The organism is Ekhidna sp. (genome assembly GCF_964218185.1).
GTDB lineage: Bacteria > Bacteroidota > Bacteroidia > Cytophagales > Cyclobacteriaceae > Ekhidna.
The window spans coordinates 22,165-42,493 of sequence record NZ_CAXPLV010000012.1 but is presented as its reverse complement, the minus strand read 5'-3'; the positions used below and the strand labels follow the sequence as shown (position 1 = coordinate 42,493).

Genomic DNA, 20,329 nt, shown 5'->3' with positions numbered 1-20,329 from the left:
GAAACAATAGGGGTTTTTTACGTTTAGACTTGCATAGTATTTGACACACAAATCAATTATGAGAAAAATAGCATTCACCCTTTCCTTACTATTCGCTTTCGCTTCCATAGCGCAAGACAAATACCTTATCAACATTGATCTCACTCAGGCAAATGAAGATCGAGTTCCTGTAGAAATAAAGGTTCCGACCATCTCTGAAGATACAGTCGAGTATCACATGGCCAAGATTGTTCCAGGCACCTACAGCATTTCTGATTTTGGACGCTTTGTAGTTGATTTTAAGGCGATCGATAAGGATGGAAAAGAAATTGCTGCTGAGAAAATAAGCACCAACAGATGGGTTATTCCCAACGCTAAAAACCTGAGTAAGATTAGCTACTGGATAGAAGATTCCTACGATGAATTTGACGGATATGGTAGTAATAAACTTTTCGAGCCAGGTGGAATGAGTATAGAATCAGATAAAGGGGTGTTTGTTATGAATACGTTTGGCTTTGTAGGATATATTGATGGATATAAGTTCAAGCCCTTTGAGCTAACTGTCGTTCATGATAAAGCTATAAAAGGCGCTACCTCACTTAAGAAAACCATTTCTACAGAAACATCTGACACTTTCATTGCAGACAATTATAATTTTCTTGCTGATGCACCGATCATGTATAGTAAGCCGGATATTGTGACGAAAAATATTGCCGGAGCTGAGGTTTTAGTTTCGGTTTATTCCCCCAACAAGATTTTGTCTGCCGCTGACGTGATGGACAACATAGATGAACTGATGGAGGCACAAGCTAAGTACCTGGGAGGTGAACTTCCTGTGGATCGATATGCATATTTGATCTATCTCTTTGATTCTCCTTCTATCTCGGGTTCTTGGGGTGCATTGGAACATTCCTACTCCTCGCTTTACACCCTTCCTGAAATGGATCCTGAGCGAATCAGTCAGACGGTCAAGGATGTAGCAGCTCATGAGTTCTTTCACATTGTAACGCCGCTGAATATTCACTCAGAAGAGATTCATAACTTCAACTACATCGAGCCGGAAATGAGCCAGCACCTATGGTTATATGAAGGCGTGACCGAATACTCATCCCATCATGTGCAGGTAAAATACAAGCTGTATGATCTTGAAGATTTCCTTGCTGAGATGCAAAGCAAAATGAACCAGCAAGATCAATACAATGTAGATATTCCCTATACTGAATTTAGCGCCAATATCCTTGAGCCGGTAAATGAGAGACGGTATGGAGATGTGTATGCCGGTGGAGCGCTGATTGCCTGGTGCCTGGACCTCACCATCATCAAATCCACAAATGGTGAAAAAGATTTACAAGCTGTATTGCGGGAGCTTGCCAAACAGTACGGTCCAATGAAAGCCTTCAAAGACGATGAGCTTTTCGGCGAAATAGAAAAAATTACAAATGCAGAGGTCAAAGAATTCTTAGACAAATATGTGGGCGGGAATGAACGACTTCCTTATGCAGAGATATTAGGATGGGCAGGCCTTAGATATTCACCAGAGAGTAACGAAATGGTTGCAACAGCTGGGAAATTTACCCCTGCACTCAATGAAGCGCAGGAAATTTATGTGGCTGGCAATAGCGATATGAATGCCTTCGGGAAAGATCTGGATCTTCAGGTAGGTGATGTTTTACTTGAGTGGAATGGTGAAAAAATCACTCTTGAAACTTTCTCAGATGTAATGCAATCATACTATAGTGAGATTGCAGAAGGAGATAAAGTAACTGTTTTGGTGCGCAGAGAGGTGAAGGGGAAAACAAAAGAAGTAAAGCTAAAAGCTAAATCAATGCTTGTAAAATCTTCTCAAAGACATGCATTGGAAATCATAGAAAATCCATCTCCTGAGCAACAAAAAGTGAGAGCATTCTGGCTAGGCACAGAGTAACCTTATGTTCAGATTAGAGTATTTAATTGACAACAAACCTAAAAATGAAGAGGAATAGAGTTTTAATCATCGGTGGTGCTGCAATAGTCACCATCCTGGTGTTGGTTTTCGCCGGCAGCTCATCAGATGCCAATCCGGAAGTAGTAATTCCGGTAGAGCAAGGCGAATTCATTGTTGATATTACTACATCCGGTTCTTTGGATGCTAAAAATTCAGTTCCCATCAAAGGTCCGCAGGGAATCAGAAATTATCGGATTTGGAATCTGACCATCCAGCACATCATCGATGAAGGTACGGAGGTAAAAAAAGGCCAGTACGTTGCTCGCCTCGATCCTTCCGAGCTTACCGGGAAAATCAAAGATGCTCAGCTGGAGGTAGATCAGTCTCAATCTCAATACACCCAGACAAGGTTGGACACAGCCCTCACCATGAGGCAGGCAAGGGATGAGCTCATCAATTTGGAGTATGGCGTTAGGGAAAAGCAACTGGTGTTAGATCAGTCACAGTTCGAGCCACCTGCAACTATTCAAAAAGCAGAAATCGATCTGGAGAAGGCTAAAAGAGCGCTAGCCCAAGCAAAAGAAAACTATGAAATCAAACGCCAGCAAAATGTGGCTAAAATGCAGGAAGCTGCTGCTGAGCTACAAGGAGATAAAAATGAACTTGAAGGTCTTCAAGCCTTACAACAGGATTTTACCATTTTAGCTCCTGAAGACGGGATGCTTATCTATGAACGAGACTGGAGTGGTAAGCCTATCAAAGCAGGCTCTCAAATCAGTGCATGGGACCCCACGGTAGCCACCTTACCAGACCTCTCCAAGATGTTGTCGAAGACCTATGTAAATGAAGTAGATATCCGAAAGGTAAAGGCCGGACAACCAGTAGATATTGGTTTTGATGCATTCCCTGACAAAAAGCTAAAAGGTAGGGTAATCAAAGTTGCCAATGTAGGTGAGCAACGTCCAAACTCTGACGCAAAGGTTTTTGAAGTGGAAATAGAAGTGTTTGGAACTGACCCCTTACTAAAGCCTGGTATGACTACCAGCAATAAAATCATTACAAAAGCACTAGATAGCGCTATCTATGTTCCTTTGGAATCTCTTCATTCACAATATGATTCTATCACCTATGTTTTCAAAAAGCAAGGTGGGAGCACCATCAAGCAGGAAGTAATGCTTGGAGATGCGAATTCAGAGTATGTTCATATTGTGGCTGGCCTGGAACCTAATGACCGGGTGTACCTCAGCACCGTTAGCGGCCTACAGGGAGATGATGTCGTTCTAATCCCTGAAATGAACGGCAAACGAATGCAAAAGCAAGAAGAAGCACCTGAGCCTGAAGCCAGACCTCAAGGCGAATTTCCACAAGGTAGAAGAGGACGAAGAAACTAACCTATGGATAAAGAAAGGCTCCTTGCTAACCTCCTGATCGCTATAGAAGCTGTTCTGGCGAATAGAGTTCGATCAATTCTTACTGCTCTGGGTATCATCTTCGGTGTAGCGGCTGTAATAGCTATGCTAGCAATTGGTAACGGTGCACAACAGGAAATCTTAGAGCAGATCAAGCTTGTCGGGGTAAACAACATCATCATCGAACCAGTGGTGGAACAAACCGAGGAAAACCTGGCCGAAGAAGATGAATCAAAGGAAAAGAAAAAATTTTCCCCCGGGCTTACACTCGATGATAAAGAGTCGATCATTAAGACAATCCCAGGCGTACAGACAATCAGTCCTGAGGTTCTTTTAGAAACCTACATCATCAAAAACGGAATCCGAAGATCTGCCAAGCTGGTTGGTGTAGAACCCTCCTATTTCGATATATTCAATTTCACCCTGGATGAAGGGAAAATGTTTAATAGTGTTCAGCTTGAAAAAGGCGAAGCGGTCTGCATCATCGGTAAATCCATAAAGACCAAATTCTTCCCCTCAGAAAACCCAATTGGAAAGATGATCAAATGCGGCCCCAACTGGCTAAAGGTGATTGGTGTACTGGAAGAAAGATATATCAGTGAGAGCAGTATCAGCAAACTTGGAATCAGGGATTACAACATGGATGTATACACCCCTCTCCAGACAGTTCTGGTCAGATACAAAAACCGAGCGATGCTGACTGAAGAAATGATTCAGGGAGCCAACCGCGGTGGTGGTGGCAATGTTATTATCATAGGTGGTAATGGTAATTCTAATGAGGCTGATACCAAGACAACTAATTATCATCAGCTAGACAGGCTGGTGGTTCAGGTTGACCAAACTGAACTATTGAATCCAACTGCAGATGTGATTGTGAGGATGCTGGAGCGAAAGCACAATGAAGTAGTGGATTACGAAATCGAGATTCCTGAGCTACTATTGAAACAGCAACAACGCACCAACGATATCTTCAGCTATGTGCTTGGAGCCATTGCTGGCATCTCACTGATTGTGGGTGGCATTGGCATCATGAATATCATGCTGGCCTCTGTACTTGAGCGAATCAAGGAAATCGGACTGAGACTTTCCATTGGAGCTAAGAAAACGGATATCATCAACCAGTTTATGTTTGAATCTATGATGATCAGCATCAGCGGCGGATTCATCGGTATCATACTTGGTGTGATAATGGCTTTAGCCGTCAGTCGTTTTGCAGATATCCCTACTGTAATTTCATTTGGATCAATTCTAATTTCATTTGGTGTTGCTACTACTATCGGGCTGGTCTTTGGTATTGCCCCGGCTAAAAAAGCAGCATCTCAAGACCCTATTACTTCACTCAGATATGAATAAAATAGCTATAGTTATCTGCCTGGTTGGGCTTGCGCTTGGTTCCAATGCTCAGGTAGTCTATTCATTGGATAATATCATTGACCTGGCCAAAGGACAGTCTCCTCTGGCAAAACAAGCCGAAACCCGAAAGGAGAACCGCTTCTGGCAGTATAGACTATTTAAGTCCAATTACAACCCTCAACTTGCACTAAGTGGGAATCTTCCTGCTTATAGTAATCAGTTTATTCCGGTAACACAGGAAGATGGATCCACACAATTCAGACCGGTGGAACAGACTAACTCGTCATTGAATTTGGGATTATTCCAGCCAATTTCACCAACCGGCGGAAGTGTATCTGTAAATACAAGAGCTAGCCAGTTTCAAGATTTAGTCATTGATGATACACGATGGAGAAGCACTATTGTGGACCTGACCATAAATCAACCAATTTTTGCATTTAACGAGTTGAAATGGGATAAAAAAACAGAGCCTATTCGATTTGAGGAATCCAGACGAAGCTATGTTGAGGAAATGGAATTTGTTTCCCGAACCGCTGTACAACGATTCTTTGATTACCTGGATGCCCAGGTAAACTACCAAATTGCTGAGTTCAACTTATCAAACAACGATACGATCTACAATATTGAAAAAGGGAGATACAACATTGGAACAACCTCTGAGGATAAACTCTTACAGGTGGAGCTTCAATTGTTACGTTCCAAACAAGATTTAGCCAATGCGGAATTGGATTTGCAGACTTCCAGACTAGCTCTCCGAACCTTCATTGGATTGAATGAGGGAGAGAATTTCAATCTTAGCCTTCCTGAGAACATCCCAATATTCCCAGTTGATGAAGAAGTAGCTTTGCAATATGCAAAAGATAATCGTTCGGATTTTATTGCTTTCGAACGAAGGAGAATTGAGGCGGATGCTCAGGTAGCCCAAGCCAAAGGTCAACGATTTCAAATGAATCTGAACGCTTCTTTTGGACTGAACAGTGCTGGAACAACATTCGATCAGTCTTATGAAGATGCACAAACTCAACAATTTGCAAACTTGACATTAAATATCCCGATAGTGAACTGGGGCAGAAATGAAGCTCGAATGAAAACGGCGTTAGCCAACAAGCAGCTCACAGACTATGTCATCGCGCAGGAAGAACAAAACTTCGAACAGGAAATATTAACCCAGGTTAGACAATTGGATGTACTACAGCAGCAAATAGAAATCTCGAAGAAGTCTGATGAGGTAGCTCAGAAGCGATATGAAGTAGCACAAAACCGATACCTAATCGGCAAAATCGATATCACAAACCTCAACATTGCCCTGACTGAAAAAGATAACGCAAAGCGAAGCTACATTACTGCACTAAGAACCTACTGGATAGCTTATTATGATTTAAGAAGGCTGACCCTATATGACTTTGCAAACAAGGAATTGCTCTATACGATCAACGATTAGAATTTAATAATTCTGGACTTGTAATGGAAATTTTGGGAGGAGAGTTCAACAATGTACTCTCCTTCCTGTAAATCCAATAGTATCTTAGAAGCTACATCCCCTGATACCTCCCCGCTGAAAATTGACCTACCGGAATTGGTATAAATGACCAACTGAAACTCATTTTCTGGAGATACTACTTTGACGCTGTTTTTTATCGGGTTAGGAAAAATGCCAACTATGCTCGCGTGTGGTTCATAGGAAACAATCCAGCTATATTCAAATTTGCCATCAAAATCTACTTGCTTCAATCTATAATATGACTTCTGATAGGCCGCATTGTCAACATAATTATAGGTTTGAAGGTCGTTGGTGTTTCCATTCCCAGAGATATAGCCTATGCTATAAAACTTATCTCCATCGATGGATTTTTGAACCAAAAACCCATCATTATTCACCTCGCTGATAGTAGCCCATTTTAGCACTGCATTACCAAACTCCTCCTCCACTGTAAAGGACAACAGTTCTACCGGTAGAGGCTGTGCATACTCTCCATTCAGTGGGCTTCCCGAATCCGAATTAGTAGAACTATAGGCTAAGGCGTCTCCTGAGTCTTCATATCCGGTGGAGCCTGATGAATCATTTCCACTCCTATTGATACCAGGACTAGATTTCGAACCATAAGTAGTGGTTGTAGAACTTTCTGAATAACCCAAATATGTTGCAGTTCCTTCTGTGGCTCCAGCAGGATAAGCCAAGCTCCAAACTACATCACCGTCATCATTAGAGAGAATAATCTCATCTGCTCCATCTGCAAGCGCCATATTGTGCTGAATCACCCGTGAATCTGGAGTCCCACCAAGCCACTGTGACTCAAAATCGATCTTTGATTTAGCCAGGATGATATAATCACTGGGGTTAATCGTTGCACTCGCAATTACATTGTTATCAGAATCTTCATCAGAGATGGACCATCCGGTAAGATCAACAGGATTTAAACCATAATTATACAGCTCAATCCACTCATCTGTCGTTTCAGACCCAAGTGAGTTATTCATAAACTCAGTCACTGCTACAAGTCTTGGCGGAAAACTCAGTTTGATTGGTTCTGATTGCAAGTTGGGTGTTGTCTCATCATCTTCAGCCACCACATACACATCATAATCAAGCCCTTCAATTAACCCTGCTACAGATATTGTTTCTGTGGTAAAAGCACTAGAAATTGCTTTCGATCCTGAAAAGAGGGTTCCTCCGGGGGCACTCCCAGCCACCACCTGTGCAGAACTGGGTGCCAAGGCATTGAAAGGAACAACTACATAATACATTGTGCCCTGCTCGTTTGTTTGTCCTAGAATATCAAATGAGGTAGTGGTTACATTATTCAGATATGGAAAAGTTGGACTCCAAACCGGTGACGATACCGGACTATATGAACCTGCTGGAAAAGGGGTAGAAGCTGTAGCATTGGATGTCTCCAAATCCAATGCATTTGCCCCACTAAACATCCAGTTTCCTATCGTAAAGGTAGTTCCATCAGGACCTGTTGCGTCATTTCTATAGGCCCAGCCATCCAGATAAGACCAGGCTCCAGGCACAGAACTAATTTCTCCAAAAACATCAATCACAAGTTCAGCACCTAGGAATGTACCTGTAGCATCGTAAAATAGTTCGATTGCATCATCTCCATTGATCGTCAGGACTCCTGAGGTCATGTCTGGTGCAAATCCAAACCAGTTCGTAAACTCAGTACTTTCTGATGCCACATAGATAAAGTCACCACTTGTGGCAGAACCGGAAAGTGAAAACTCGGGACCATCTGTACCCCCACCATTATTTGCTGATCCAACAGCATACAAACTTAAATCAGCAATATCTGCAGTAGCATAAAGCTCCACAGCTTTAGGTGTTCCTCCTGTGAGAGGACCATCAATAACACCAGTAATGATTAAATCTTGTCCAAAAGATTCGATGGAAAAAAGAACAAAAACGGTAGTAAGAAATTTTTTAAGTGAGTGCATAATGGATTCTTCTTCACCTTAACATTAGAAATGTTATCAGTGAGGAAAGAAAACTTTACGCTCAGCATCCGGTCTTGCTGGTTAGATAACCAAATACACCTGTTTAATGAAAATCTATATTTTGAGCTTCCGCATGCCTTTGAAGTACAACCACATCATTTTCAGTTTGGAACTGCCTTTCTTTCGGCCCATTTCCATCGCATCCCAAAGTTCTTCAGGGATTGCCTCTAGCTGATTGAATTCTCCCGCCCCTTTTAGCCACTCACCCCCATCGATTGTGATCACTTCACCATTGATATAGGCTGAATAGTCTGAAACTAAATATGCAGCGAGATTAGCCAGCTCCTGATGGTCTCCTACCCTTTGCAAAGGCACCTTCTTCGCCGGATCATATTTTTTCTTCAAATCTCCTGGAAGTAGTCGATCCCATGCTCCTTCTGTAGGGAATGGTCCCGGTGCGATAGCATTGCTTCTGATTCCATACTTCGCCCATTCCACGGCCAATGATCGTGTCATGGCAAGCACCCCACTTTTGGCGCAGGCAGAGGGCACCACATAGCCTGATCCGGTCCAAGCATATGTCGTGACAATACTCAGGATATTTCCTCTCTGCTTATTTTCAATCCAATCTTTACCAAGGGCTAGCGTGAAGTTGTAACTTCCTTTGAGAACAATATCCACTACCGTATCAAACGCACGGTGCGACAATCGCTCGGTAGGGCTGATGAAATTTCCAGCTGCATTGTTGAGCAAAACGTCTACTTTTCCAAACTTCTCCTTTGCTTCGCTGATCACCCGCTCTACTTGCTCATACTCTCGCACATCACATGCCACACAGTGTACAGGATAGCCACTCTTTGCGGTTATTTCCCTGGCTGTCTCCTCTAGAACTTCCATTTTCCTACTGGTAATGACCAGGTTGGCTCCTAGCTCTGAAAAATAAGATCCCATGGATTTTCCTAAACCAGTACCTCCTCCTGTTACAATGATTGTTTTTCCCTTTAATGACTCTGGGCTAAGCATGCCTTGTGTGTGACTCATAAAATTCTAATTTGAATGGCAATATAGACAATGAGGCATAAAAAAAGAGGCCCTCAAAAAAGGCCTCTACATTTGGCAGTGAATAGAGCGGTGTGCTTCTATAACGTAAAGAACTCAACTTATCAAATGATAAACAATACCCTATTTGGGGTATTTTTCACTATTCACCAATATTATTTTTTCCACCATTTAAAAATCAAAAACACAGAGATTCCAAACAAAAGGAGGAAGCCAAAACCAGCCATTAAATAACCATAGAGGAAGTTTCCTATTCCAAACAGGGCTGAGTAAACCCCAATAGTGCCAACAAATATGCTGAGAATTGAATACCCCAAGCCTGCTTTATGGTCTTGTTTGAAATTGTTCCATCCTATTCCAGGGTTAATTGTGGAGACAAAGGCCTGCAGTTTCTCCGTTGATTCGGGCTTGGATAAGAGTGCTGTTGCTATCCAGGCGATTGAAGTAACTATTGTTGCGATCAGTAGCTTCATTGTAAACTCATCAATGTATTCATTCCCAAATGTGCCTTCAGGAATCAGAAGTACCAAAACAAATGCATTGATGGTTGCCACAATCATCCCAACGATTTCTGTTAGGGCATTGATTCTCCACCAAAACCATCGAAGCAGGAAGATGGCTCCTGTACCAGCTCCGGAAAGCAAAAGAATGTTGAAAGCCTGTGACGCATTTTCGAGAACGGTGAGTGACAAGACACCCGCAAATACCATCAGTAAAACAGTTGACACCCGACCTACTAAAACCAGCTCTTTCTCAGAGGCATCTGGTTTGACAAATCGCTTATAAAAATCATTGACAACATAGGATGATCCCCAGTTCAGATGCGTACTGATAGTAGACATGTAAGCCGCAATCAATGAAGCAACCACCAATCCTAGCCATCCCGGAGACAGTAAAGTAAGCATGACCGGATACGCAATATCATCTCCCAAATATTGATCATTAATATGAGGGAAAGCAGTCTTAATAGACTCTAAATCAGGGAATAAAATGAGAGAAGCTAAAGCAACGATAATCCATGGCCATGGACGCAAGGCATAATGGGCAAAATTAAAAAATAGGGTTGCTCCAACCGCATGCTTCTCATCTTTAGCAGCCAACATTCGCTGAGCGATGTAACCTCCTCCCCCTGGTTCTGCTCCGGGATACCATACTGACCACCACTGAACTGCCAATGGAATAATAAACATTGAGATTAATGCTGACGTGTTTCCAAAATCCGGTAATACATCCAACCTTCCAATCAAAGTTTCATTAGAAAATAGTCCGCTAAGTCCGCCCACTTCAGGCTGGCTAACTGCAACATAAGCTGCATACAATGCTCCTAGTAATGCAATTCCAAACTGAAAGAAATCCGTCCAGATTACTCCTTTAATCCCGCCGAGGGCAGAGTAAGCGGCCACTACAATGGAAGCTATCACCACCGTATAAATAGGCTCTATTCCAAAGAGAATAGAAGATATTTTGATGGCTGCCAGGGTTACCGAACCCATGATTAAGCAATTGAAGAAGACACCTAAATAAAGGGCACGGAAACCTCTTAAAAAAGAAGCGGCCTTACCGCCATAGCGTAGCTCATAAAACTCAAGGTCTGTTAACACACCTGACCTTCTCCACAGTCTGGCATAGATAAAAACCGTAACCATTCCCGTTATCAAAAAAGACCACCAGGCCCAGTTTTTAGCAATTCCTCCTTCACGAACAAAACCGGTCACAAGGTTTGGAGTGTCCGCCGAAAAAGTGGTGGCCACCATAGAGACGCCCAACAACCACCACGGCATGGATTTTCCGGCAAGGAAATACTCCAGCGAGCTCTTGCCGGCACTTTTACTTGCCACTACGCCAATCCCCAGCACAATTAAGAAGAAAAGTCCAATAACAAGCCAGTCGAATAATGCTAATGTCATACAGTGTTAGGTTAGAAACGGGCGTGAAAAATAACTTTTATTAATGATGTAACCATTCTGGACAAGCAAAGTATTTCGGATATGCAACTTTTGAATCTCATTTAAAGTCCTTAAAGCATAGTTTCAAACCCAACTTTACCTGTCATGCTCAAAAACTTCTTCCTCATCTCCATTAGAAACCTGAAAAAGAACGGACTCTACTCCATTATTAATATTTCAGGACTTTCCATCGGTATCGTTTGTAGTGTACTCATCCTACTCTGGGTAGCAGATGAGGTATCATATGATAAGTTCCTTCCAAAGTACGATCGCCTGTACCAGGTTTGGATCAGTTCCGAGTTTGACGACAAGGTGAACAACTGGCAGTCCGTACCGCTTCCTACTTATCAGGAAATGAAAGTGATTGATAGCAATATCAAAAACTCGGTAGTGGCCGGCTGGGGAAGTAATCGTCTGTTAACTGCCGGGGATGAAAGAATTATCAAGAGAGGATATTTTGTAAGCGAAGAGTTTCTGGAAATGTTTGAATTTCCACTGGTATCGGGTACACATGAAGAAGCGCTGAAAGACCCTATGTCAATTGTCCTTTCTGAATCTTTGGCAAAGATTCTATTTGGTGACGAGGATCCCATTGGAAAGCAAGTGAAGCTCGAGAATGATGGGACCCTCCAGGTTACAGCTATTGTAAAAGATCTGCCGGAAAACTCAAGTTTTCAATTTGACTATCTCGCTACATGGAAATATCGGGAGTCTGTGAATGAGTGGGTTCGCGATAACAAAGACAACTGGGGTAATTATTCTTTTCAGGTATTTGTAGAGCTGAATGATCCTATAAGAGAGGTGGACGTTGAGCAAAGCATTTATGATCTGGCCATGGAAAAAGATGGTGAGCATGGCATGGAAAAACATTTTTTCCTCCATCCTATGTCACAATGGAGATTATACTCAAACTGGGATGATGAAGGCAATCAAGCAGGTGGCCGCAGTGATTACGTTCAACTATTTACAGCCATCGCGATTGTTATCCTGATCATTGCCTGCATCAACTTCATGAACCTAGCTACTGCCCGATCTGAAAAACGAGCCAAGGAAGTAGGAATAAGAAAGAGTTTGGGAACCAGTCGTACGCGTCTGATCTACCAGTTCATCAGTGAGTCCATTTTTATCACCTTCATCGCTTTCGTCATTTCAGTCCTTTTGACAGAACTGGCTCTTCCATCATATAATAGCCTTGTAGAAAAAGAGCTTTCGATAGATTATTCGTCTCCGGTTTTCTGGTTGGCGTCAGTTGGAATCATCCTGGTTTTAGGAGTAATTGCCGGAAGTTATCCTGCTTTCTACCTCTCCTCTTTCAAACCTGTGGAAACGCTGAAAGGAACGGTTAAAGCAGGAAAAGGAGCTACAACTCCACGAAAAGTTCTCGTGATCATGCAGTTCGCTTTCTCCATTGTGCTGATAATCAGCACTATTGTCATTTTCCAACAAATCAATCTGGTAAAAAATCGAGATCTGGGCTATGATCAGGAGCGCTTGATTGCGGTGGAGTTAACCGAAGATTTAAGAAAAAATTATGAAATCGTAAAACAGGAGTTAGAATCTTCAGGCCTTGCTGAGTCAGTCACCCGTTCCAATTCACAGATTACACAGATCAACTCCAATAATTTCCTTGGATGGCCGGGCAAACCCGAAGACCGGAGAGTCATTTTCACAACCATTACCACGACCTACGACTATGCAAAAACAATGGGCATAGATGTACTGATGGGCCGTGATTTCTCCAAAGAATACGGAAGCGACTCTAGTGCCATCGTTATCAATAAAGCTGCACTTGATATCATGGGGTTAGAAAATCCAATTGGCACCAACCTCGACTTGTGGGGAAGTAATAGAAAACTCATTGGAGTAGTGGATAATGTACTCATGGGATCGCCCTATGACCCGGTCAAGCCCATGTTTATGATTTTGGACGATTGGGGTGGCTATATTTCAGTACGTCTGAAAAAGACCAATGACCTACAGCAAACACTGGCCGGTGTGGAGGAAATCTTTACCAAACACAATCCTGCCTATCCATTCGAATACAACTTTGCTGATGTGGAGTTTGCCAGAAAGTTCACTACTATCAATCTTACCAGAAAGCTGGCTAGTCTATTTGCCACACTGGCTATGATCATTACTGGGCTTGGCTTGTTTGGTCTGGCGTCCTACACTGCTGAGCAACGGATCAAGGAAATAGGCATTCGTAAAGTACTTGGTGCTACCATAGCCAGCCTGATGAGTCTCATGTCCAAGGACTTTGCAAAACTTGTGATCATCTCTTTTGTTTTGGCTGCCCCATTTGCCTGGTACTTGCTTGATGAATATCTCGAGCGATATACTATTCGAGTAGGTATTCAATGGTGGATATTTCCGGTTGTGGGAGTCATCGTGCTGCTATTTGCAATCCTGATTGTGTCAGATCAGGCCAGACGTGCTGCTAAGGCGAACCCGGTGAAGTCGCTAAGGAATGAGTGATTGATCTGATTTGAAAGGGAATTATCCCCTAGAGGGGATTATAGGGGTGTTTTAAGAAAACAAAAAAACATCCCCCCAGCCCCCTTCAAAGGGGGAATACATTTTAATGGAGATCACCTTACATAAACTGTCTTCACATTCACAAACTCCTTGATGCCGTGGTGTGATAGCTCCCTTCCGAATCCACTTTCATTGATTCCGCCGAACGGTAACCTGGGATCAGAAGAAACCATCGCATTCACAAAGCAGGAACCAGCTTCTAGCTTTTCTGCAGCCAGCCTCTCAGCCCTGGCAACATCTTTGGAAAAGATGGCTCCACCCAAACCGTAATAAGTATCATTGGCTACTTTCAAAGCCTCTTCTTCATCTTTTACCGTAATGACGGTTGCCACTGGCCCGAAGAGCTCCTCCTCATAGGCTGGCATACCTTTCTTCACATTGGTAAGAATAGTAGGAGGATAATAATATCCTTTCATATCTGGCACCTCTCCTCCTAAAATGCACTTTGCCCCTGCCTCGATGGTTCTTTTCACTTGATCGTGTAATTGATCTCGATACTTCTCCCCCACCAACGGACCCAGATCAGTATTTTCATCTGTTGGATCACCGAAACTATATGATCCCATTTCTTTTATCAGCCGTTGCTCTACCTCTTCCTTAATTGATTCCGGAACGATAAAGCGCTTCGCACTGATGCAGCTCTGCCCACTATTCTTTAGCCGACTGGCTACTGTGGTTTCAATAGCTAAATCCAGATCTGCATCCTCCAGGATGATATATGGATCACTTCCACCTAGCTCCAACACACACTTCTTCAGCACAGCTCCTGCTTGTTTAGCTACCTCCTTCCCGGCTCGCGTACTTCCCGTTAATGTGACAGCCTTTACATATCTGTGAGCTATTACATCAGAGGCCTGTTCATTTGTTATGAATAGATTACTAAAGACCCCTTTTGGAAATCCGGCCTTTTCAAAAACGGAGAGAATAGCCTCCGCACATCCTGGCACATTAGGTGCATGCTTAAGGATCGCTACATTTCCGGCCATCAATCCCGGAGCTGCAAAACGAAACACCTGCCAAAACGGATAGTTCCAGGGCATAATCGCGAACACTATCCCCAACGGGCGATGACTCACGTAACATTTGGAAGCATCTGTTTCAATGAATTCATCTTTCAGAAACTCTTCTGCATGGTCTGCATAATAGTCACACACCCATGCACACTTCTCCACTTCCGCCTTACTCTCCTTTAATGTCTTACCCATCTCTTCCGTCATGATTGCAGCAAAACTCTTTTGCTGCGTTCTCAATACTTCAGCTGCTTTTCTCATTAAATCTGCCCGATTCGAATAGGAAGTATTCCTCCATTCTGTAAAAGCTTTCTGAGCCTGATCAATCGTGCTGGTAACTTCCTCATTTGAATGATTGGGGTAATTTTTTAGTGGTTGCTCGGTAGCCGGATTTATCGCTTGCATCGTATGGCTTTAGTTTTTCGTGAGTTTCTAATTATCTTCTCCTTGAATTTGTATTTCTTCATGGATACCACAAAACATGCTGATAGCCGAAGAGGTTTCATTAAAAAAATAGGAGCTGCAGGATTGTATGCCTCCACCTTGGGGATACCGGATTTTTCTTTCGCTTTTGAGAGAAATCAATCACCCTATACCCGATTAAATCCAGTAAAGGTTTCTGAAGAAAGAATCATTCGCCAGGTCGTTGGGTTGCGGCCATATCGACCATCAGGTTTCAATCTAAAAGTCCAAAAACTAGATCATAAGACTGTAATCCATAATTACGGACATGGAGGTGGCGGAATATCGCTATCCTGGGGTACAGCCAGACTGGCCATTGAGATGCTGGACTCAGGTGAACCGGTGGCTGTTCTTGGATCAGGTGTTATCGGTCTTTCCACCGCAATCCTGTTGCTGAAAAGAGGGATTCCGGTGACAATTTACACTGAGAAGCTACCTCCCAACACCACCTCTAATGTTGCAGCTGCTTTTTGGGCGCCTGTTTCCGTGTATGATTCCGCAATCGTTAATCAGGATTTCATAACCACTTTTAATCAAGCTTCCACTATTTCACACCGCATGTTCCAGGACTTAGTGGGCGCTCGTTATGGGGTCCGGTGGATGAAAACCTTCTTTTCAGGCGTTCCTTTCGATTTTCCCGGTGGAAAAAACCTATATCCGGATTATAAAAAACATACACCTGAAACTTCACCCTTTCAGTCCATAGGCAAACCCGAGGAGCTACATTCCTTGCTTATTGAACCTCCCATTTATCTAAAAGCATTGCTCGATGATTTCTTTCAATTGGGCGGTAAGCTTACCATTAAGAGGTTTAACAATACAGAGGAGTTGATGGAGCTAAATGAAAACTCCATTATGAACTGCACCGGACTGGGTTCTCATCACTTATTTAAGGATTCTGAATTAATCCCCGTCAAGGGACAATTAACCGTATTGCTTCCTCAGGAAGAAATCAACTACGGATATGTGGATCTTTCGAGCAACGATCTTTTGTATATGTTTCCACGAAAAGATGGTATCATCTTAGGAGGTACTTCAGAAAAGAACAATTGGTCCATGGAACCAGATCTGGAAGAAAATAACCGAATCCTCAGCGGTCACGCAGCGTTTAATAAAGATTATAAAAAGTAAACACTCAATTCTCAACATCCCATTTTAGGATAAAGAACAATTAATTTTTAATTTTGTTGTTAAAGCAACTAATATAAACCACACAGATCATGGAACGCACTGCACTAGCACCCGATGCACAAGAAAAGGACTTCATGCCAATCAATGGCACGGACTATCTTGAACTATATGTGAGCAATGCCAAGCAAGCCGCACACTTTTACAAGTCAGCATTTGGATTCCAATCGCTTGCTTACGCCGGTCTGGAAACAGGGATCAAAGACCGGGAGTCTTATGTGGTTGTTCAGGACAAAATCAGATTGGTTCTGACCTCACCGCTAAGAAGTGGTACCGCAATTGGTCAACACATTGACAAACATGGCGATGGAGTAAAAGTAACGGCACTATGGGTGGACGATGCGACCCATGCCTACAATGAGGCCGTGAAAAGAGGCGCTAAGTCCTTCATGGAACCAAATACCATTGAAGACAAGCATGGAAAAGTGGTACAGTCAGGAATCCATACGTACGGTGAAGTGGTGCATATTTTCATCGAAAGAAAAGATTACAATGGTATTTTCCTTCCGGGCTATCGGGAATGGAAAACCGAATACAACCCTAAGCCGGTTGGATTGAAATATGTAGACCACATGGTGGGTAACGTAGAACTTGGCGACATGGATAAGTATGTGAAGTTCTATGAAGAAGTGATGGGCTTTAAGCAGATCATGTCTTTCGATGACAAAGACATTTCCACAAAATACACGGCACTCATGAGCAAGGTGATGAGCAATGGCAATGGAAGGATCAAATTCCCTATCAATGAGCCGGCGGCTGGACTGAAAAAATCACAAGTAGATGAATATCTGGAGTTTTATGAAGGTGCTGGAGTGCAGCACATTGCCGTGGCTACTGACAATATCATCCAGACGGTAACTGATCTTAAAAACAGAGGCGTAGAATTTCTTCAGGTGCCAGACACCTACTATGATGTGCTGACAGAGCGTGTAGGAAAAATAGATGAAGACATAGACGCCCTGAGACCTCTGGGTATTCTGGTAGACCGTGACGATGAAGGCTACCTGCTACAAATCTTTACTAAGACGGTGCAGGCACGTCCTACCATGTTCTTTGAGATCATCCAGCGAAAGGGAGCTACCTCCTTCGGAAAAGGAAACTTCAAGGCTCTGTTTGAAGCACTGGAGCGAGAGCAAGAGCTGCGAGGCACATTATAAAATCAATCACTACTAATCACGCTGAAAAGAGGAACCTTAGAGGGTTCCTTTTTTTATGCGTAAATGATTAAACAGGTATATTTGAAGGAAACCTAGAATTCTTGAAAAACATTATAAACATTCTCATTTCGCTAGGTCTTTTGCTAGGCTTTAATGCGAATGCCCAAATCAAAGAATTAAACCTATTCATTGGAAATCAATTTATGAATATTGACCCTATCAATGAATGGGAGGATATTTTGGATATGAACCCCATTAGGAATGCTTTTTCCGCAGAACTTTCAGCAAATATTTACTTAAAATCTGAAAGTAATTTATTTATTCAATCTGGTTTCAAGTTTCACCATGTCACAAATCAATTTGGGTGGATAGAACATGTAGATCCCCGAATAAAGTATGGGGTAAACCTCAACTATTCCACCTATTTTATTTCACCATCTTATAGGTTGATGCTTAATAAGGATATGGAATTAAGATGTGGAGTAGGCCTTCTATTACATTATGCAGTGGCCAACCAAGAAGGTGCTAAATTGACATATGATCAAAACAGTGAAAACTGGATTTCAACACAATATGACTCCAAATATGAGGACATTGATTTAGGTTACAATGTATCATTAGTCTTATCCAAATCAATAAACAACAATTTATCTATAGCAGTCAAAAGTGAGTACAATTGGCTTTATTCAGATATTGGGGAACCAACTCCTTCTCCTTATAATGAAGTTGATTTAGGCAGAGATAATTTTATTGTTCCTATTCATAAGGGAAATCTGGACTTGTCCGGATTCAGTATTCTTTTAGGAGTTACAACTCGAATAGCAATATCAGATTAGATGGAATTATTTCAGAAGTTCACCAGTCAGAATGGTCATATTAAATACCTACTTCCAACAATAATATGCCTGTCCATTCAATTTTCGTGCAGTGAAACCAACAGACTTAGAACAGTTACGATTGAACAATTTGAAACATTCATTAATGAAACAGGGTACGTGACGGATGCTGAAAAATACGGCTGGTCAATAGTCCAGGTTGATGTATATAATTTCAGGAAAGTAGAAGGTGCAACATGGAGAAAGCCTGATGGCTTTAATGAACCGAAATCAAAAGCATTTCCCGTGACGCAAATAAGCTACAATGATGCCAGGGCATATTGTAAGTGGTCCGGCCGAAAGCTTCCAAACTATGATGAATATTGGCTTTTAGTCAAAGAAGATAACCGAAGAATTAATTCAGGTGATAAACAACCCATTTCTGAGGCGAAGCATGTAAATGTGCTTGGCAATGTCTGGGACATCACAACTACCACAAAAGAAGGTATGATCAGGCTTGCCGGAGGCTCATATTTATGTTCACCAACCACCTGCGATGGAACCAAAAAAGATCGAACACTATATGTTGATAAGGAGACCGGAAATATTCATATTGGCTTTAGTGTTGTTGATTGAAAAAACAATTCGTTCCTATTTTAACTAAATAGTCCTTCCTTGTTTCACTCTCCCACTTCGTATATTAAGTATGGACGCCTCCATCCGTTCAAATGGACACTACCATTCGATCGAATGCACACTACCATTTGAACGTATGGAAGCGTTGTTACTGGAGAACCCTAAAAAACCTTTATAATTCGCTTCAATTGAGGTTTTTGATTTATCAATCCCCCACTCGTCCTCGTTTGCAACGGGGATGGTTAAATCACAGTATTTATAAATGCGTAGAAGATTCCGGCACAAGGCCGGAATGACGTTCTAGGAATATTTATCCTATCATTATCCCAAACACTTCGCCAGCATCCCATGAAACTGGTGCACCCCAGTTTCACGCTTGGGGGAAAATCGACCGGCTTTATAGTAGTTGGATTTGAGTCCTTTGTGGACGCCCTCCACTACAAATTCATCTTCGCGCTCCACCTTGTCCAGCAAGGCTCCCGCGCCTTTGTGAAGCTTGGATTCGTCATAGATGTAAGAAAGGAAAGAGACTTTGGTCTGGTTGGGTGAAAGCGGACGCACAATATTGACGGACAAGCCCCATGGATAGAAGTTGAACATCATATTGGGGAACACCCAGAAGTAATAGGCCGCCACGCGCTTACCGTGATGGATGTGGCCAGCAGGAAGATCAAAGATATCCTCCGCTCCCTCAGAATAGCCCACCTGTACATTGAAGTGATCGTGAAGGATGGTCTCATAACTTCCATAGTCAAGCGCTTCATTCAGATCGCTATGCACAAAAGGGATGTGAAACCCTTCTAAATAGTTATCACAATACAGCGCCCAGTGTGCATTGACCAGGTAATCTTTGGATTGTGTTTCGCTATGCACAAACTTAGCAAGTGGCAGGAACCCAACATACTGATTCATCTCAGCAATGACTTTTTCAAAATCAACCTCTCCTCCCATTTTGGCAAACAGCATCGGTCCCCACTTTGCCGTATCAAACCGATGCAAGTCTTCGCATTCCCTGGGAAAGTCTTTGGCTTCTTTAAACTCAGGCATGGATTCAAATGAGCCATCCAATCCAAACTTACGGCCGTGATACATGCACATCAGCTTTCGCTGACTGCCGGGATTTTGAGCAACCAGGTTCCCTCTGTGTGTGCATACATTGCTGAGGCAATGGATTCCCCCTGCCTCATCTTTGGTCAGTACCATTGGTTCGGTCAGGTAGCCTTCCAGCATGACAAACGGGTACGTCTGCCTTGGGAGCTTCACCAGATTTTCATCCCCTATCCACTGCCACGATTTATAGAATACTTTTTCCCTGATCTGATCGAAGGTGGACTGGTCCTGGTAAAAGGAAGCCGGCAGGGTTTCCGCTTTTGAGATGTCCGAATTGATGGTGTACTTGGGTGTGCTCATTTATTTCA

14 protein-coding genes are annotated in these 20,329 nt (G+C 42.7%); 9 read left to right on the top strand and 5 right to left on the bottom strand.

What is annotated here, in order from left to right:
* Nucleotides 1-58: 58 nt before the first annotated feature.
* Genes ACEQZT_RS16145 through ACEQZT_RS16130 form a run of 4 tightly spaced genes read left to right on the top strand, consistent with a single transcriptional unit; the run spans nucleotide 59 to nucleotide 6,106 of the window.
* Nucleotides 59-1,903, top strand: coding sequence for a peptidase M61 (locus ACEQZT_RS16145; protein ID WP_370090507.1), 1,845 nt, complete (start codon nucleotides 59-61; stop codon nucleotides 1,901-1,903).
* 44 nt (nucleotides 1,904-1,947) lie between these two features.
* Nucleotides 1,948-3,294: an efflux RND transporter periplasmic adaptor subunit gene (locus ACEQZT_RS16140; protein ID WP_370090506.1), complete on the top strand. Its 1,347-nt coding sequence runs from the start codon at nucleotides 1,948-1,950 to the stop codon at nucleotides 3,292-3,294.
* A 3-nt stretch (nucleotides 3,295-3,297) separates the two neighbouring features.
* Entirely contained in the window at nucleotides 3,298-4,665 is a 1,368-nt protein-coding gene (locus ACEQZT_RS16135) for an ABC transporter permease (RefSeq protein WP_370090505.1), read from the top strand.
* Nucleotides 4,658-6,106 (top strand): TolC family protein, encoded by a 1,449-nt coding sequence (locus ACEQZT_RS16130; protein ID WP_370090504.1) that lies wholly within the window; start codon nucleotides 4,658-4,660, stop codon nucleotides 6,104-6,106. Before ACEQZT_RS16135 ends, ACEQZT_RS16130 begins: the two co-directional genes overlap by 8 nt.
* On the opposite strand, the gene ACEQZT_RS16125 is transcribed toward ACEQZT_RS16130, so the two are convergent.
* The 3 genes from ACEQZT_RS16125 to ACEQZT_RS16115 all read right to left on the bottom strand — a co-directional run bounded on the left by ACEQZT_RS16125 (nucleotide 6,103) and on the right by ACEQZT_RS16115 (nucleotide 11,069).
* A complete protein-coding gene (locus ACEQZT_RS16125) occupies nucleotides 6,103-8,103 on the bottom strand; it encodes a lamin tail domain-containing protein (RefSeq protein ID WP_370090503.1) in 2,001 nt (666 codons plus the stop codon). The genes ACEQZT_RS16130 and ACEQZT_RS16125 overlap by 4 nt on opposite strands.
* A gap of 114 nt (nucleotides 8,104-8,217) precedes the next feature.
* On the bottom strand, nucleotides 8,218-9,144 hold the full coding sequence (locus ACEQZT_RS16120; protein WP_370090502.1) for an SDR family oxidoreductase: 927 nt from the start codon (nucleotides 9,142-9,144) through the stop codon (nucleotides 8,218-8,220).
* Nucleotides 9,145-9,317: 173 nt separating this feature from the next.
* Entirely contained in the window at nucleotides 9,318-11,069 is a 1,752-nt protein-coding gene (locus tag ACEQZT_RS16115; protein ID WP_370090501.1) for a sodium:solute symporter family protein, read from the bottom strand.
* A gap of 144 nt (nucleotides 11,070-11,213) precedes the next feature.
* On the opposite strand from ACEQZT_RS16115, the gene ACEQZT_RS16110 reads away from it, so the two are divergent.
* Entirely contained in the window at nucleotides 11,214-13,583 is a 2,370-nt protein-coding gene (locus ACEQZT_RS16110; RefSeq protein WP_370090500.1) for an ABC transporter permease, read from the top strand.
* 113 nt (nucleotides 13,584-13,696) lie between these two features.
* Here ACEQZT_RS16110 and ACEQZT_RS16105 read toward each other — a convergent pair whose 3' ends face one another.
* Nucleotides 13,697-15,058, bottom strand: a complete 1,362-nt coding sequence (locus ACEQZT_RS16105) for an NAD-dependent succinate-semialdehyde dehydrogenase (RefSeq protein ID WP_370090499.1) — start codon at nucleotides 15,056-15,058, stop codon at nucleotides 13,697-13,699.
* 60 nt (nucleotides 15,059-15,118) lie between these two features.
* Between ACEQZT_RS16105 and ACEQZT_RS16100 the strand changes: the two genes are divergently transcribed.
* The 4 genes from ACEQZT_RS16100 to ACEQZT_RS16085 all read left to right on the top strand — a co-directional run bounded on the left by ACEQZT_RS16100 (nucleotide 15,119) and on the right by ACEQZT_RS16085 (nucleotide 18,911).
* The gene (locus ACEQZT_RS16100; protein WP_370090498.1) at nucleotides 15,119-16,246 is read left to right on the top strand and encodes an FAD-dependent oxidoreductase; all 1,128 of its coding nucleotides are present in this window, start codon (nucleotides 15,119-15,121) and stop codon (nucleotides 16,244-16,246) included.
* 89 nt (nucleotides 16,247-16,335) lie between these two features.
* Complete coding sequence (gene hppD, locus ACEQZT_RS16095) at nucleotides 16,336-17,460, top strand: 4-hydroxyphenylpyruvate dioxygenase (protein ID WP_370090497.1); 1,125 nt, start codon at nucleotides 16,336-16,338, stop codon at nucleotides 17,458-17,460.
* A 101-nt stretch (nucleotides 17,461-17,561) separates the two neighbouring features.
* Nucleotides 17,562-18,296 (top strand): hypothetical protein, encoded by a 735-nt coding sequence (locus ACEQZT_RS16090; RefSeq protein ID WP_370090496.1) that lies wholly within the window; start codon nucleotides 17,562-17,564, stop codon nucleotides 18,294-18,296.
* On the top strand, nucleotides 18,297-18,911 hold the full coding sequence (locus ACEQZT_RS16085; RefSeq protein ID WP_370090495.1) for an SUMF1/EgtB/PvdO family nonheme iron enzyme: 615 nt from the start codon (nucleotides 18,297-18,299) through the stop codon (nucleotides 18,909-18,911). It begins immediately after the preceding gene.
* Between the two features lie 321 nt (nucleotides 18,912-19,232).
* On the opposite strand, the gene ACEQZT_RS16080 is transcribed toward ACEQZT_RS16085, so the two are convergent.
* Nucleotides 19,233-20,321, bottom strand: coding sequence for an SRPBCC family protein (locus ACEQZT_RS16080; protein ID WP_370090494.1), 1,089 nt, complete (start codon nucleotides 20,319-20,321; stop codon nucleotides 19,233-19,235).
* Nucleotides 20,322-20,329 lie beyond the last annotated feature (8 nt).

What these genes read in the sequence shown, in the direction of transcription:
- ACEQZT_RS16145 (WP_370090507.1), top strand. Translation starts at nt 59, where the DNA reads ATGAGAAAAATAGCATTCACCCTTTCCTTACTATTCGCTTTCGCTTCC.
- ACEQZT_RS16140 (WP_370090506.1), top strand. Translation starts at nt 1,948, where the DNA reads ATGAAGAGGAATAGAGTTTTAATCATCGGTGGTGCTGCAATAGTCACC.
- ACEQZT_RS16135 (WP_370090505.1), top strand. Translation starts at nt 3,298, where the DNA reads ATGGATAAAGAAAGGCTCCTTGCTAACCTCCTGATCGCTATAGAAGCT.
- ACEQZT_RS16130 (WP_370090504.1), top strand. Translation starts at nt 4,658, where the DNA reads ATGAATAAAATAGCTATAGTTATCTGCCTGGTTGGGCTTGCGCTTGGT.
- ACEQZT_RS16125 (WP_370090503.1), bottom strand. Translation starts at nt 8,103, where the DNA reads ATGCACTCACTTAAAAAATTTCTTACTACCGTTTTTGTTCTTTTTTCC.
- ACEQZT_RS16120 (WP_370090502.1), bottom strand. Translation starts at nt 9,144, where the DNA reads ATGAGTCACACACAAGGCATGCTTAGCCCAGAGTCATTAAAGGGAAAA.
- ACEQZT_RS16115 (WP_370090501.1), bottom strand. Translation starts at nt 11,069, where the DNA reads ATGACATTAGCATTATTCGACTGGCTTGTTATTGGACTTTTCTTCTTA.
- ACEQZT_RS16110 (WP_370090500.1), top strand. Translation starts at nt 11,214, where the DNA reads ATGCTCAAAAACTTCTTCCTCATCTCCATTAGAAACCTGAAAAAGAAC.
- ACEQZT_RS16105 (WP_370090499.1), bottom strand. Translation starts at nt 15,058, where the DNA reads ATGCAAGCGATAAATCCGGCTACCGAGCAACCACTAAAAAATTACCCC.
- ACEQZT_RS16100 (WP_370090498.1), top strand. Translation starts at nt 15,119, where the DNA reads ATGGATACCACAAAACATGCTGATAGCCGAAGAGGTTTCATTAAAAAA.
- hppD (WP_370090497.1), top strand. Translation starts at nt 16,336, where the DNA reads ATGGAACGCACTGCACTAGCACCCGATGCACAAGAAAAGGACTTCATG.
- ACEQZT_RS16085 (WP_370090495.1), top strand. Translation starts at nt 18,297, where the DNA reads ATGGAATTATTTCAGAAGTTCACCAGTCAGAATGGTCATATTAAATAC.
- ACEQZT_RS16080 (WP_370090494.1), bottom strand. Translation starts at nt 20,321, where the DNA reads ATGAGCACACCCAAGTACACCATCAATTCGGACATCTCAAAAGCGGAA.